This window comes from Sciscionella marina DSM 45152, assembly GCF_000379465.1.
Taxonomy (GTDB): domain Bacteria; phylum Actinomycetota; class Actinomycetes; order Mycobacteriales; family Pseudonocardiaceae; genus Sciscionella; species Sciscionella marina.
The window spans coordinates 228,262-241,701 of record NZ_KB905392.1 but is presented as its reverse complement, the minus strand read 5'-3'; the positions used below and the strand labels follow the sequence as shown (position 1 = coordinate 241,701).

Below are 13,440 nucleotides of genomic sequence, written 5' to 3'. Positions count from 1 at the left end.
TGGCTAATGCTGTAGCGGGAACCCGGCGCCGATACCGCGCCAGGCGAGGGTGGAGATGAGCGTGACCGCCTCGGACTTGTTCACGGTGCGGCTGCTGGCGATCCAGGATCGTGCGGTGACCTCGGACATGCCGACCAGGCCGACCGCGAGCAGCCGTGCCCGCTCCGGGTCCAGTCCGGCGTCCGCGGTGATCTTCTCGGTGATCTCGTTGACGCAGGCGTTCGTGGAGCGGGAGATCGCCGCCTGCACGACCGGCTCACCGCGCAGGTCCGATTCGAAGACCAGCTGGTAGGCGCTTCCCTCGTCGTGCACGAAGTCGAAGTAGGCCCCGACGGTGGCGCGCACCCGCGCCTTGTTGTCCGTCGTCGAGGCCAGTGCGGCGCGGATCCGGGCGATCAGCGCGTCCACATGGTTTTCCACGAGCGCGAGATAGAGCTCGAGCTTACCGGGGAAGTGCTGGTAGAGCACCGGTTTGCTGACCCCGGCCCGCTCGGCGATGTCGTCCATGCCCGTCGCGTGGTAGCCGTTCACCACGAACACGTCCTGCGCGGCGGCCAGCAGCTGCGCACGCCGTACGTCTCGAGGCATGCGACCGCGGACGGTTGTCTCCCGTGTCTCGGTCATTCGGCTCCTCCACAGTCGAACGGGTGGCACTCGGGGTGGCCGGTACCGAGAGCAACCGTACTCGTCAGTAGTTCACGATGGGATGGTATGTCCGGGAAAACTCCGAACTGTGAGCCCCGTCGCATCGCGGGCCGGATGACCCCGGGCGCATTCTTGGTGGGGTGACCGTCGAACTTCCGGAACTCGAGCCCAGTACCCCACCGTGGCCGGGTGAACATGTCGAGCTGGGGGATCTGCGGCTGCATGTCCGGGTGACCCCCGGCGGCGCGGAGAAGGCGGTGTATCTGCACGGCCTGGGTGGCTCCGCGACGAACTGGACCGATCTCGCCGGGCAGCTGGCCGGACGGGTCACCGGGTACGCGCCCGACCTTCCCGGTTTCGGCGACACCGAGCCGCCGCGGGACTGGCCGTTCACCGCGGCCGCGCAGGCCGAGCTCGCCGCGGAGTTCATCGCCTCGCTCGGTGCCGAACCGGTGCACCTGATCGGGAACTCGCTCGGCGGTACCACCGCGATCCTGCTCGCCGCCCGGCATCCGGAGCTGGTGCGCACGCTGACCCTGATCTCGCCAGCGGTACCCGATCTGCGGCCCGATGTCCGCCGGCTCTCGGATCCGCGGCTGCTGCTCACCGGTCTTCCGGTCCTCGGCAAACCGGTGCGCAGACAACTGGCCGCCCTCCCGCCGCGGGAGCGCACGATGCGGCTGCTGCGACTGGTGTTCGCGCGGCCCGAGGAGATTCCCGAGCACCGGATCGAGGAGGCGATGCGGGAAGCCGCTGAGCGAGCACGGCAGCCCTGGGCGGGCGCGGCACTGATGCGCGCGGGTGTCGAACTGTTCCGGCTCTGGTTCCGCAGGGGCAAGGGCTCGGTGTGGGCGGCGCTGCACCAGGTGTCCGCTCCGGCGCTGGTCGTGTGGGGCCGGGAGGACAAGCTGGTCACGGTGGCCAAGGCGGTTCCCACGGTGCGGGCGCTGCCGCGGGGCAGGCTGCTCGTGCTCGATCGGGTCGGGCACGTCGCGCAGATGGAGGAACCGGCCACGGTGGCCAGGGCGATCGTCGATATGTGGGATTCGGCAGCGGGCCGTAGCTGAGCGTGCACGAGCACGGAATTCGCGGCCCCGCCTCCCGGCGCGCGAACACCCGGTGTGGCACCCTTGTCAACGCACCGATTCGAGCGGTAGAGGAGGACGATCCGCGTGCCGAACGATCGGCCTACGACCGATGCGGGGCAGCGGGGAAGCTCCTGGGACACCGGCCTCGAGGAGCCGGACCCGCAGGAGTGGCCGGAATGGCCGGAGACACCCGGCACGGTCGATGAGTACGGATACAGCGAGGGGGACCCCGCCGGGCCGCTGTTCGTGGAGCGGGGCCAGTTCGAGGCCCGTTCCCAGCGCAGGCTCGGCAGTGGATACCGCACGGTCGCCGCCGAGGAGGAAGAGCGCGGCAAGGGGCTCGGTGCCTGGCTGCGCCGAGTGCTCGCGCTCTACGGCTGGCGCGTCTACGCCGTTCCGGTACTCGCCGTGATCACCGTGCTGGTCATCGTGGACGCGGTCGTCCCGCAGGCGGGATCGGACCGCGCCGAGGCCGGGAACGCGAGCGCGCCCACGGTCACCGAGGTGCCCGCGACTCAGGCCGATCTCAACATTCCGACCGCGGAACTGCCCGAGGGAGGTCCGGTCACCCAGCGGGGCAAGGGCACCTGGCACATCGTGCCCGGCCACGGGCCGGTCGTCGGCAGCAGCGGGCAGCTCTACCGCTATACCGTGGAGATCGAGGACGGGATCGACCCGGTGCAGTACGGGGGGGACGAGGCGTTCGCCGCGATGGTCGATCACACGCTGGACAACCCCAAGTCCTGGACCGGCACCGGGAAGGTCCGGACGCAGCGTATCGACGATCCGAATGCGAAACCCGATTTCCGGCTCAGCCTCACCACCCCGCAGACCGACCACCGCAAGGAATACTGCGACTACCAGATCAAGTACGAGAGCTCGTGCTATCGCAGCAGCGCGGACCGGGTGATCATCAGCCTGGCCCGCTGGGTGCGCGGGGCGAAGGCGTTCTCCGGTGACATGTTCACCTACCGTCAGTACGCCATCAACCACGAGGTCGGGCACGCTTTCGGTAACCATCACGTCGGCTGCCCGAAGCCCGGAGCGCTGGCCCCGGTGATGATGCAGCAGACCTTCGGGGTGAGCAACGACTACGTCGCCAGGATCAACGAGGTGGATCCGACGAACAAGGGTGCGGTGCCCGCCGACCACAAGACCTGTGTGCCGAACGCCTGGCCCAATCCGGAGGCGCAGTCGCCGAGATAGCGCGCGCCCCGCTCACTGTGTGGAACACCGGCGCGGCCGGGAAGCCTGTGGGGTATTCCTGGCGTTGTACGAGATACTGCAAAGCCCGCGAGATCAGGAGGTCATGCCATGTCCGGCGGAACGACGCTGCCGCCGCTCGTAGAACCGGCTCCCGAATTGTCGAAGGAGGAGGTCGAGCGCTACAGCAGGCACCTGATCATCCCGGACGTCGGGATGGACGGGCAGAAGCGGCTCAAGAACGCGAAGGTGCTCGTGGTCGGTGGTGGCGGGCTCGGCAGCCCGGCGTTGCTCTACCTGGCCGCGGCCGGGGTCGGCACGCTCGGCATCGTCGAGTTCGACGAGGTGGACACCTCCAACCTGCAGCGCCAGATCATCCACGGTGTCTCCGACGTCGGTAAGTCCAAGGCGGTCTCGGCCAAGGAATCGATCGCCGAAGTCAACCCGTACGTCACGGTCAATCTGCACGAGACCCACCTGTCCAGCGAGAACGCCCTGGACATCTTCCGCGACTACGACCTGATCCTGGACGGCACGGACAACTTCGCCACCCGGTACCTGGTCAACGACGCCGCGGTGATCCTCGGCAAGCCGTACGTCTGGGGCTCGATCTTCCGGTTCGAGGGCCAGGCCTCGGTGTTCTGGGAGGACGCGCCCGACGGTCTCGGGCTGAACTACCGCGACCTCTACCCGGAGCCGCCGCCACCCGGGATGGTGCCGTCCTGCGCCGAGGGTGGAGTGCTCGGTGTGCTGTGTGCTTCGATCGGCTCGATCATGGTCAACGAGGCGATCAAGCTCATCACCGGGATCGGCGAGCCGATCCTGGGCAGGCTCGTGGTCTACGACGCACTGGAACTGTCCTGGCGGCAGGTCAAGATCCGCAAGGACCCGAGCACGCCGAAGATCACCGAGCTGATCGACTACGAGGCGTTCTGCGGGGCAGTCTCCGAGGACGCGCAGAGCGCGGCCGCGGGGAACACGATCACCGCCAAGGAGCTCAAGGCGAAGTTCGATGCGGAGGAGGACTTCGCGCTGATCGACGTGCGCGAGCAGCACGAGTACGAGATCGTGAACATTCCCGGCGCGACCCTGATCCCGAAGGACCGGATCCTGTCCGGGGAGGCGCTCGCGGAACTCCCGCAGGACAAGCCGATCGTGCTGCACTGCAAGTCCGGCGGCCGGTCCGCCGAGGCACTCGCCGCGCTGCACAAGGCCGGGTTCTCGGACGCCGTGCACGTCGGCGGCGGGGTGCTCTCCTGGGTCCGGGAGATCGACCCCTCGTTGCCGAGTTACTGAGCTCACGCGGCCGCTGGAGGCGGGGTGTTCCCGGACCGGGACGCCCCGCCTCGTGCGTTCCGGGCACAGGACGGCCCGCGCGGTGAATCGTCCGGACGTGCGAGGAGTGTCGGCGGCCGGGTGTCAACGGGGCGCGGTAGCGTGGGCTCGTGAGCGAGCTTGCGAGCGAACCAGAGGGCACAGCAGCCCGGCGAACGGCGGGACCGAGCGTCAGCGAGGCGCGGACGTGAGCGAGCTTGCGAGCGAACCAAAGGACACAGCAGCCCGGCGAACGGCCGGACCGAGCGTCAGCGAGGCGCGGACGTGAGCGAGCTTGCGAGCGAGGGAATGACACAGCAGCGTGCGCGGGCGGCGAAGCCGGGCGCCAGCGAGGTGAAGCCGTGAGTGAGATTCCGCAGCCGCCGGTCCATGTGCGTACTGCCTTCGGCGCGACCGAAGAGCCGGAGCTGCTCGACGCGAGCCCGCTGTGGCGGTGCGGGCCGATCGCGTTCCGCCCGGTCGCCGACCCGGTCGAGTCGGCCTGGGTCGCGCAGGTGCTCGCCACCCTCGAAGTGCCCCGGTTGCGCATCGGCCGCCCGCTGCGCTCCACCGATGGCCGCTGGGTCATCGGCGGCTGGTCCGCCTTCCGGTTCATCGACGGTAGACCCGAGCCGCGCCACGACGAGGTGATCGCCGCTTCGCTGCGGTTGCACGAGGCGACCGCACTGCTCGAGCGGCCGCGATTCCTCAACGGGCGCGGCGATATGTACTCGGTCGCCGACCGCGCGGCCTGGGGGGAAGAGCAGCCCGAGCTGGACGCGGAAAAGGGCGGGCGGCTGTTCGAACTGCTCGCCGCGTCCCGGCGGGATGTTCAGCTCCGGCCGCAGATCGTGCACGGCGAAGGATTCGGCACCGTGCTGTTCTCCGGGGACGCGGATCCGGGCATCGTGGAACTGAGCCCATACTGGCGGCCACCGGAATGGGCGGCGGCCGTCGCGGCCGTGGACGCGCTGTCCTGGGGTGGCGCGGATCCCGGCATCCTCGAGCGCTGGGCGCACCTTCCGGAATGGCCCCAGGCGCTGCTGCGGGCGCTGCTGTTCCGGCTCGCGGTCAACGCCATGCATCCGCACGCGACGCCGGATTCCTTGCGTGGCCTGGAGAATTCGGCCCACGAGATAGGCAAGCTGTTGTGAAATCCCTTGCTGGTCTCCGGATCGGTGTCACGGCCGCGCGCAAGGCCGAGGAACAGATCGGCATGCTCGAACGCCGCGGCGCGCGGGTACTGCGCGCCCCTTCGGTCGAGTATGTCCGACTCGACGCGGACCCGGCCCTGCGGTCGGCGACGGACAGCGTGCTCGGGCTTGCCGCGCCGACCGTGGTGATCACCACGGGAATGGGCTTGCGCGGCTGGCTCGACGCGGCGGGGGAGTGGGGCCTGCGGACCGAGCTCACCGAACTACTCGGCTCCGCCCGGATCCTGGTGCGCGGTCCCAAAGCCGCGGGCGCGGTGCGCGAGATCGGCCTGCGCGAGCGGTACACGCCGGAATCGGAGACCGACGCCGAGCTGCTCGCGCATCTGCTCGCCGAAGGGGTGGACGGCGCCGAGATCGTGCTGCAATCCCACGGCGAGCCGCTTCCCGCGCTCACCGATCCGCTGCGCGCCGCAGGGGCGCGGGTGACCGAACTGCTTCCGTATCGCTGGCAGGTTCCCGGGGACACCGCGCCGATGCGGGACCTGTTCGAGCTGGCGTGTTCCGGGGAACTGGGCGCGGTGACCTTCACCAGCGCGCCCGCCGCGCAGGCCCTGCTTCAGGTGTGCGGCCCTGCCGAGCTCGCCTCCGCGTTGCGCGGGGTGCTCGTGGCTTGTGTCGGCCCGGTGACCGCGAAACCGCTGCTGGACCGCGGCATCGAGCTTGCCATGCCGGCGCGGGCGCGCACCGCGGCCCTGGTCAATCTGGTCACCGAGGAACTGGGGCACTGAAGCCCCGGTGGCTCAGGCGAAGTCCCCGGCCGCCTTGCGTACCTTGGCGAGCAGTTCGGTCAGCGAACGCACCTGACGCTCGGTCAGCCCCTCGAGTCCGAAATCGATGGCCATGACCGCCTCGGTGGCTTGCTCGCGCCTGCGCTGGCCGTCCTCGGTGATCTCCACCAGCGTGGTGCGCCGATCCGTCGGATGCGGGAGCCGCTTGACCAGACCGTCTGCCTCCAAGCGATCCACGATGTTCGTGACACTCGTCGGATGCAGCTGCAGGCGCTCGCCCATCACCCGCATCGGAAGCCTGCCGGTGCGCGCGAAATGCAGCAGCACGAGCGCCTCGAACCTGGCGAAGGTCAGGCCGTGCGGCTTCAGCGCACCGTCCACAGCGGACTGCAGGATCTGCTGTACCCGCATCACACTCGTCACGGCGCCCATCACCGTGGACGGGCCGACCCGCTCGGCCCACAATCCTGCCGCGCGGTCGATGGGGTCGAACGGCAGTGGTTCCTTCGCGGTCATGGGAATCGACGCTAGCAGAGAGGAGGACGGGACCACGGTTCGCTCGCCCGCAGTCCCGGTTCAGCGACCGGCACCGAGTTCGACGAGCAGCACTCCGGCGATGATGCAGCCGATGCCCAGCCCCATGGTCCGGGTGAGCGGTTCCCTGAACAGGAACTTGCTGGCGATCGCGGTGAGGGCGACACCGGCGGCTGCCCAGATGCCGTACGCGACACCGATGCCGATCCCGCGCTGCAGCGTGAGGGTCAGCAGCAGGAAAGACAACAGGTAGCCGCTGAGTACGACGGCGTACCAGACCCTGCGGCCGGTGGCCGCCATCCGCAGCGACAGCGTCGCGCTGACCTCGCAGAGGATCGCGAGGACCAGGAACACCCAGGCCATCAGGCTTGCACCCGTTTCGCCTGCTGTGCGCCGAGTTCCACCAGCAGCACCCCGCCGATGATCAGCGCCACACCGGCGAACATCAGCACGTTCAGTACTTCGCCGAACAGGATCGCACCGAATACGGCTGTCAGCGCGACCCCCATGGCGCCCCAGATGCCGTAGGCCACGCCAAGCGCCATTCCGCCGCGCAGCAGGGCGCCCATGAACACGAACGCGGTCACGTAACCCACCGCGACCACGGCGTACCAGCCCGGATGGTGGAGCGCGGCCTTCAGCGACAGCGAGCCGGCCACCTCACAGAGGATCGCGCCGGCCAGGAATAGCCAGTTCTTCATCGCCCAGTCTGTCCAGTTCTCATCGTTCGGTCTGCATCGGTCGGGCCTGGATCGTGCTGGCCTCTATCGTTCGGGTCCTCGAGCAAGCGCAGTGCCGCCGCGCGCACGTGCTCGGTTTCCTCGGCGGCCAACGGAAACACCTCGGTCGCATCGGCCAGCCACACCCCGTCGGCGAGCATCCGCACCGCGCTCAGCCGGGCGCGTGCCCCGGCGGACAGTACGGTGTCCGCGGCCGGGTTGATCCACGGGCCGAGGCGGTCCCGCCAGCGGGCGGTCAGTTCGCTGCGCAGCCGCGGATCGGCGAGCATGATCAGATCGGCACAGTCGAACGAGGTCGACAGCGTCCAGTCCAGGTAGGCGAGCACCCGGTCCCTGGCCGTCGCCTCACCCGGTGGTCCGGAAAGGAAACCGGTCAGCCGCTGCTCCCAGCGATCGACCACGTGATCGACCAGCGCCAGCATCAGGGCCTGCTTCGTGTGGAAGTAGTGCATCAGCCCGGCCTTCGTCAGGCCGGCCCGCTGGGCGGCACTGTCCAGGGACACCGTCCCTTCGGCGCGCAGCAACCCCAGTGCGCCGACGAGGATTTCCGTGCGGGTCTCGGACATTCCGCCAACCTACCATCCGGAAGGTCGGTCACGGTGTGTGATGACTGTCGAACGGGCCGGAAACCGTTACGGTGGCTGCATGATCGTGGCATTCAGCGTCAGCCCCTCAGCGGGCGATGAGACCGGTGGGGTCAGCGAGGCCGTGGCGCGCGCCGTGCGCGTCGTCGAGGAGTCCGGGCTGCCTTACGAGCTCAACAGCATGTTCACGAACGTGGAGGGCTCCTGGGACGAGGTCATGGACGTCGTCAAACGGGCGACCGAGGCCGCGGGTGTGGGTGCCTCCCGGGTCGGCCTGGTGATCAAGGCGGACATCCGTCCCGGCTACGAATCCGGGCAGTTGAGCGGAAAAGTCGACCGGGTACGCGACTGGCTGGGCGACTGACCGCACCGGCGCGGGGGACAGCGGCCGTCATGGCGAAATCTCGGTGACGAATCACGAGGATTCGCCGGACCTCGGCGCTCAGGTCATCTGTGAATGAACATGTCATTCACAGATGACAGTTCATTCACAGGTTATTCTCCGTTGTGGAGTGGTAATTGTTAGCGACAAAAGCCGGTTGAACCGGTCATCTGAGGACAATAGCGTCATTCGATGTCCAATGTGCGCGGAGCTATTTCGCATTCTTTCAAAGAAAGGGATCGCATCGTGGACAAGCGAATGTTTCTCAGATCCTGTCTGGTCGCCGCGGTCACCGTCCTTGCGGCGATCGCCGGCCCGGTCGCACAGGCGGAGGTGGCGCCGCAGCCCGCTGTCGCCGCGCAGACCGCTCACCCGGAGGCGGGCCACGGCAGCACCGTGGCCGACGTCGGCTCGCGGGCCGGTTCCGCCGATCTTCTCGAGCCGCCGCCGGGTGGCTGGGATACCCCGAGTCAGCGGAGTTTCACTCTCACCGGTTCCTGCCAGCCGTACGCCTCCGCGATCCGACAGGGCGCGGCCGCGTGGAAGGGGCTCACCGAGGGCGGTGGCACGCCCGTCGAATGCCGTACCAGTCACATCACCGATTGCGGTGGCGGTGGCAATATCGTGGGCTGCAATTGGGGACAGGGGCAGCGGATCGCGCTGTTCCCGGGCGGTGTCGGTGATGCTTCGCTGCTGGCGGCGCACGAGTTCGGGCACGACTGGTACGGCCATTCGAATTATCAGTGCGCCGGCTGGGGCAGTCCCGCAGAAGTGATGGCCCCGTCGATCTGCACCCTGCGCGGGACCGGACGAATGTGACCCGTGAACCGGTCCGGCCGTGCTGGCCGAGCCGTACCGCGGAGCGTGCCCGGCCGGAAGAATCGGCCGGGCATCCGCGTGCTCAGCTCGCCCGCTTGTCCTCTTCCTGCCCCGCCTCGCCGATCGTGGGCAGGGCGACGCCGACGACCTGGTTGCGGCCGTTGCGTTTGGCGCTGTACAGGGCGGCGTCCGCGGTCTGCAACAGAGTGTCGATGGTGCGGCCCTGGCCGGGATAGATGGCGACCCCGAGCGAGGCGGTGAGGTCGTCGATGCGGACGTGCCCCTGCTCCGAATCCGTCTCCACGGTGAGCTGGCTGATCCGCACCCGGATGCGTTCGGCGACGAGGGCGACCTCGTTGCGGTTGCTCTCTGGAAGCAGCACGGCGAACTCCTCGCCGCCGAACCGGCCCGCCGAGTCGTACCGGCGGGTCTCGTTGCGCAGTACCTCGGCCACCGCGATGAGCACGTTGTCGCCCGCGAGGTGGCCGTAGGTGTCGTTGGTGCGCTTGAAGAAATCCAGGTCGACCATGAGCAGGCCGAAGCTGGTCCCGTGCCGTTCGGCGCGGGCGAGCTCCTGATTGGCGTACTCGTTCCACGCGGTGGCGTTGAGCAGTCCGGTCTTCTGGTCCCGGATGGCCTTCTCCTCGAGCTCCTTGACGAGCACGCTGCGGTGGATGACCAGCACCGGCACGATGGTGAACACGACGAAGAACGGTTGGTACACCAGGGCGAGCGCGACGAAGGCGCCGATGCAGTTGGTGCTCAGGTCGAGGCCGTGGTTGGTGAAGTCGCCGACATAGGTACGGAAACTGTCGCCGCCGCGCAGTACGGCGGCGGCGATGGCGATGATGAACATGTCCACGACGGAGTACGCGAGCGCGGCGACCGCGGTCGCCGCGAGCACCGTGGTGGAGGCCTCGGCGAGGTTGGTGAACGGTACCGGGCTGATCAGGTGGAAAAGCCACTGGGCGAACGGCGCCGTGACGAGCACCGCCGCAGGGGCATGTATCTGCTGGAACAGCGGTTGGGCGCCGAGCCAGCTGCGCAGGCCGAGGTGCAGGTAGAGCACGATGATCACGGAATAGGCGAGGCCCGGCGGAAGCAACAGGATTCCGGCGAAGGTCCACACCGAGGTCAGGTCGACGTGCCGGACGGTGTTGATGCTGCGCCTCGTGCGCTCGACATGCCGGCTGATCTCGGCCTGGACGACGCCGAGCGCGATCAGTGCGCCGAAGACGATCAGGTCGTGCCCGGTCGGTTCCAGAAAGACGTAACCGAGCACGGTGACGATGAGTGCGATGCCCGCCACGGCGAGCAGCCAGGCGATGGCCAGCGGACGCTGCCGCCACAGTTGCCAGTTCCTGAGCGAGCACAGACGTGGCTGGTGAGCACTCGCGGTCATCAATTGCTCACCTCCCTGTGCTGTGTGTTGACACTACCTGTATCGAGGGACGTATTGTCCCTTGGCCGTAGTATTATCGCCAGTGCTGCGAATCCCCGCGAAGGAAGGGCTGCGAATAATGGCATCGAACGGACTGTGAAGCAGTAGGCCGGGGCCCGGCAAAGGGGCTGTGAGCCAGGATGGCGGTCGAGTGACTCGGGCGCCATGGCTGGCTGCGGTGGGCAACCCGGCCAATCGAGCGTGACTATCACGGCGAGTGCGACACCCGCTGCATCCAGTGGCGGCTTCTGTCGTGCTCGCCGTTGATTTGTTTCGGCCTCGATCAGGTTTCCGTTCGGTGGCTCGCCGCCATTTCACACTCATCATCTTCTCCGCGCCCGCGAGGCGGAACCCGCGGTCGTCGTCGAGGCTGTCCCCATCACGTGATCGCCGGTAGTCCTTCGGTGACACAACACACTCTGGCGACCGATAGTTGGAAGTCCTACTATCTTGGTAGGGAGAACGGACAGGGAGGCATCATGTCGGTCGACCGCTTCGATCCGCTGACGGCATACGGGACCGATCCCGGTGACGGCGCCGAACGCTGGCAGGACGCGTACACGGCGGCCGCCGAGTCGGGCCGGGTGCGCGATGTGGACTTCACGACGCTCTCCGGGGCCGAGGTGGAACCGGTCTACGGTCCTCGCCCCGAGGAGCAGGTCGACGGCTTCTCCCGGATCGGCTGGCCCGGCCAGTACCCGTTCACCAGGGGACTGCACGCGAGCGGTTACCGCGGCAAGCCGTGGACCATCCGGCAGTTCGCCGGGTTCGGCAACGCGCGCCAGACCAACGAGCGGTACAAGATGATCCTCGCCGGTGGCGGGGACGGGCTCTCGGTCGCTTTCGACATGCCCACGCTGATGGGCCGCGACTCCGACGACCCGCGCTCGCTCGGCGAGGTCGGGCACTGCGGCGTGGCGATCGACACCGCGGCCGATATGGACGTGCTCTTCGAGGGAATCCCGCTCGAGGACGTCACCACCTCGATGACCATCTCCGGCCCCGCGGTCCCGGTTTTCTGCATGTACCTCGTCGCCGCCGAACGCCAGGGCGCGGACATCCGCAAGCTGAACGGCACACTGCAGACCGATATCTTCAAGGAGTACATCGCGCAGAAGGAATGGCTGTTCGCCCCCGAACCGCATCTGCGGCTGATCGGCGACCTCATGGAGTACTGCGCCTCCGATATTCAGGCCTACAAGCCGCTCTCGGTTTCCGGGTACCACATTCGCGAGGCCGGTTCGACCGCCGCGCAGGAGCTCGCGTTCACCCTCGCGGACGGGTTCGGGTACGTGGAACTCGGCCTGGCGCGCGGGCTGGACATCGAACAGTTCGCCCCGGGGCTGAGTTTCTTCTTCGACGCGCACGTGGACTTCTTCGAGGAGATCGCCAAATTCCGTGCCGCGCGGCGGATCTGGGCGCGTTGGCTGCGCGATGTGTACGGCGCGAAGACGGCACGTGCGCAGTCGCTGCGGTTCCACACCCAGACCGCCGGCGTCTCGCTCACCGCCCAGCAGCCGGACAACAACATCGTGCGCACCGCGGTCGAGGCCATGGCCGCGGTGCTCGGCGGGACGAACTCCCTGCACACCAACGCGCTCGACGAGGTGCTCGCACTGCCGAGTGACAAGGCCGCGCAGATCGCGCTGCGCACCCAGCAGGTGATCATGGAGGAGACCGGGGTCACCAACGTGGCCGATCCACTCGGCGGTTCCTGGTACATCGAGGCGCTGACCGACAAGATCGAGTCCGAGGCCGAGCGCATCTTCGACCGGATCAAGGACATGGCGCGGCTGGCCGTGCCGGACGGGGAACACCCGATCGGCGAGATGACCTCCGGCATCCTGCGCGGGATCGAGGACGGCTGGTTCACCGGAGAGATCGCGGACGCGGCCTTCGCCTACCAGCAGGCGCTGGAGAAGAAAGACAAGTTCATGGTGGGCGTCAACACGCTCAGCGGTGAAGGCGGCGGGGACGAGCTGGACATCCTGCGTATCTCGCACGAGGTGGAACGGGAGCAGAACGCGCTGCTCACCAAGCGCAGGGCGGGACGGGACAAGGCCGCCGTCGACGTCGCATTGTCCCGGATGGTCGAGGTGGCCCGCGGGGAGGGCAACCTGATCGAGCCGATGATGGCCGCGGTGCGCGCGGAGGCCTCGCTCGGCGAGATCTGCGACGCGCTGCGCGACGAATGGGGCGTCTACATCGAACCGGCCCGGTTCTGAGCCCACGCATCGGGCTCGTGCGATGTGGGTGCGTTCCGAGCCGGTCCACGACGTCACCTACTTCACCCCGGAATCCCGTGCGCGGGCCCACGGCTTGTGCTGCCGTGGTGGCTGGATGGGATATGTCGGGATGCGCGCGGCCCGCTCGCGGCCGAGTCCGCCGCGACGGTCGTCTCGGCGTTCCACACCGTCCATCCCTCGCTGATCGAGCGTGCCCTTCCCGATGCCTGGCGCATCGCCGCACTCGTCAGTGTGGCGCTCGAACCGTGCACTGGTGCTCTTCGCCGCGGAACGGTGGCTCGAGCGGGGAGCTGCGTGCCAAGCGTGCCCGCCGGAGTCCGCATGGGCGGCGGTAACCGAACAGCCGACCGAGCGCGGGCTGCTCGACGATCGGGGCGCGCTGACCGCGAGCGGGCGTGAGCTCCGGTGCTGGGCCGGAACGCACCGACGCTGCCGCCGCACAACCCTGGAGGGAACTCGGCGCGTGGGCCACCGGGCGGCTCGGCGAGCTGCTGACTCCGAT

General features: G+C 68.3%; 15 protein-coding genes. 9 read left to right on the top strand and 6 right to left on the bottom strand.

Going from position 1 to position 13,440, the window contains the following annotated elements; all coding sequences use genetic code 11:
* Positions 1 to 3: 3 nt before the first annotated feature.
* Entirely contained in the window at positions 4 to 624 is a 621-nt protein-coding gene (locus tag A37U_RS0117950; RefSeq protein WP_020498047.1) for a TetR/AcrR family transcriptional regulator, read from the bottom strand.
* Between the two features lie 161 nt (positions 625 to 785).
* On the opposite strand from A37U_RS0117950, the gene A37U_RS0117945 reads away from it, so the two are divergent.
* From A37U_RS0117945 to A37U_RS0117925, 5 genes are all read left to right on the top strand, one after another.
* Positions 786 to 1,712 carry an alpha/beta fold hydrolase gene (locus tag A37U_RS0117945; RefSeq protein ID WP_020498046.1) on the top strand — a complete coding sequence of 309 codons (927 nt, stop codon included), beginning with the start codon at positions 786 to 788 and terminating at the stop codon, positions 1,710 to 1,712.
* Between the two features lie 105 nt (positions 1,713 to 1,817).
* On the top strand, positions 1,818 to 2,939 hold the full coding sequence (locus A37U_RS0117940) for a DUF3152 domain-containing protein (RefSeq protein ID WP_020498045.1): 1,122 nt from the start codon (positions 1,818 to 1,820) through the stop codon (positions 2,937 to 2,939).
* A gap of 108 nt (positions 2,940 to 3,047) precedes the next feature.
* Positions 3,048 to 4,232, top strand: coding sequence for an adenylyltransferase/sulfurtransferase MoeZ (gene moeZ / locus A37U_RS0117935; protein ID WP_020498044.1), 1,185 nt, complete (start codon positions 3,048 to 3,050; stop codon positions 4,230 to 4,232).
* A 380-nt stretch (positions 4,233 to 4,612) separates the two neighbouring features.
* Positions 4,613 to 5,404 (top strand): TIGR02569 family protein, encoded by a 792-nt coding sequence (locus A37U_RS0117930; protein ID WP_020498043.1) that lies wholly within the window; start codon positions 4,613 to 4,615, stop codon positions 5,402 to 5,404.
* Positions 5,401 to 6,192, top strand: coding sequence for a uroporphyrinogen-III synthase (locus A37U_RS0117925; protein WP_020498042.1), 792 nt, complete (start codon positions 5,401 to 5,403; stop codon positions 6,190 to 6,192). Before A37U_RS0117930 ends, A37U_RS0117925 begins: the two co-directional genes overlap by 4 nt.
* A gap of 12 nt (positions 6,193 to 6,204) precedes the next feature.
* Here the strand turns inward: A37U_RS0117925 and A37U_RS0117920 are convergent, their stop codons facing one another.
* Genes A37U_RS0117920 through A37U_RS44175 form a run of 4 tightly spaced genes read right to left on the bottom strand, consistent with a single transcriptional unit; the run spans position 6,205 to position 8,032 of the window.
* Entirely contained in the window at positions 6,205 to 6,708 is a 504-nt protein-coding gene (locus tag A37U_RS0117920) for a MarR family winged helix-turn-helix transcriptional regulator (RefSeq protein WP_020498041.1), read from the bottom strand.
* A 60-nt stretch (positions 6,709 to 6,768) separates the two neighbouring features.
* Complete coding sequence (locus A37U_RS0117915) at positions 6,769 to 7,089, bottom strand: DMT family transporter (protein ID WP_020498040.1); 321 nt, start codon at positions 7,087 to 7,089, stop codon at positions 6,769 to 6,771.
* Positions 7,089 to 7,427, bottom strand: a complete 339-nt coding sequence (locus A37U_RS0117910) for a DMT family transporter (RefSeq protein WP_020498039.1) — start codon at positions 7,425 to 7,427, stop codon at positions 7,089 to 7,091. The genes A37U_RS0117915 and A37U_RS0117910 overlap by 1 nt, the downstream gene beginning before the upstream one ends.
* On the bottom strand, positions 7,424 to 8,032 hold the full coding sequence (locus A37U_RS44175) for a TetR/AcrR family transcriptional regulator (RefSeq protein ID WP_020498038.1): 609 nt from the start codon (positions 8,030 to 8,032) through the stop codon (positions 7,424 to 7,426). The genes A37U_RS0117910 and A37U_RS44175 overlap by 4 nt, the downstream gene beginning before the upstream one ends.
* Positions 8,033 to 8,111: 79 nt before the next feature.
* Here A37U_RS44175 and A37U_RS0117900 point away from each other — a divergent pair, with 79 nt between their 5' ends.
* Both A37U_RS0117900 and A37U_RS0117895 read left to right on the top strand, forming a co-directional pair.
* On the top strand, positions 8,112 to 8,414 hold the full coding sequence (locus A37U_RS0117900) for a thiamine-binding protein (RefSeq protein WP_026197328.1): 303 nt from the start codon (positions 8,112 to 8,114) through the stop codon (positions 8,412 to 8,414).
* Positions 8,415 to 8,678: 264 nt separating this feature from the next.
* Complete coding sequence (locus tag A37U_RS0117895; protein WP_020498036.1) at positions 8,679 to 9,251, top strand: hypothetical protein; 573 nt, start codon at positions 8,679 to 8,681, stop codon at positions 9,249 to 9,251.
* An 82-nt stretch (positions 9,252 to 9,333) separates the two neighbouring features.
* Here A37U_RS0117895 and A37U_RS0117890 read toward each other — a convergent pair whose 3' ends face one another.
* A complete protein-coding gene (locus tag A37U_RS0117890; protein WP_020498035.1) occupies positions 9,334 to 10,653 on the bottom strand; it encodes a GGDEF domain-containing protein in 1,320 nt (439 codons plus the stop codon).
* 518 nt (positions 10,654 to 11,171) lie between these two features.
* Here A37U_RS0117890 and A37U_RS0117885 point away from each other — a divergent pair.
* Both A37U_RS0117885 and A37U_RS54900 read left to right on the top strand, forming a co-directional pair.
* Positions 11,172 to 12,917 (top strand): coenzyme B12-dependent isobutyryl-CoA mutase large subunit, encoded by a 1,746-nt coding sequence (locus A37U_RS0117885; protein ID WP_020498034.1) that lies wholly within the window; start codon positions 11,172 to 11,174, stop codon positions 12,915 to 12,917.
* A 22-nt stretch (positions 12,918 to 12,939) separates the two neighbouring features.
* Complete coding sequence (locus tag A37U_RS54900; protein ID WP_420806238.1) at positions 12,940 to 13,122, top strand: helix-turn-helix domain-containing protein; 183 nt, start codon at positions 12,940 to 12,942, stop codon at positions 13,120 to 13,122.
* Positions 13,123 to 13,440: the final 318 nt, after the last annotated feature.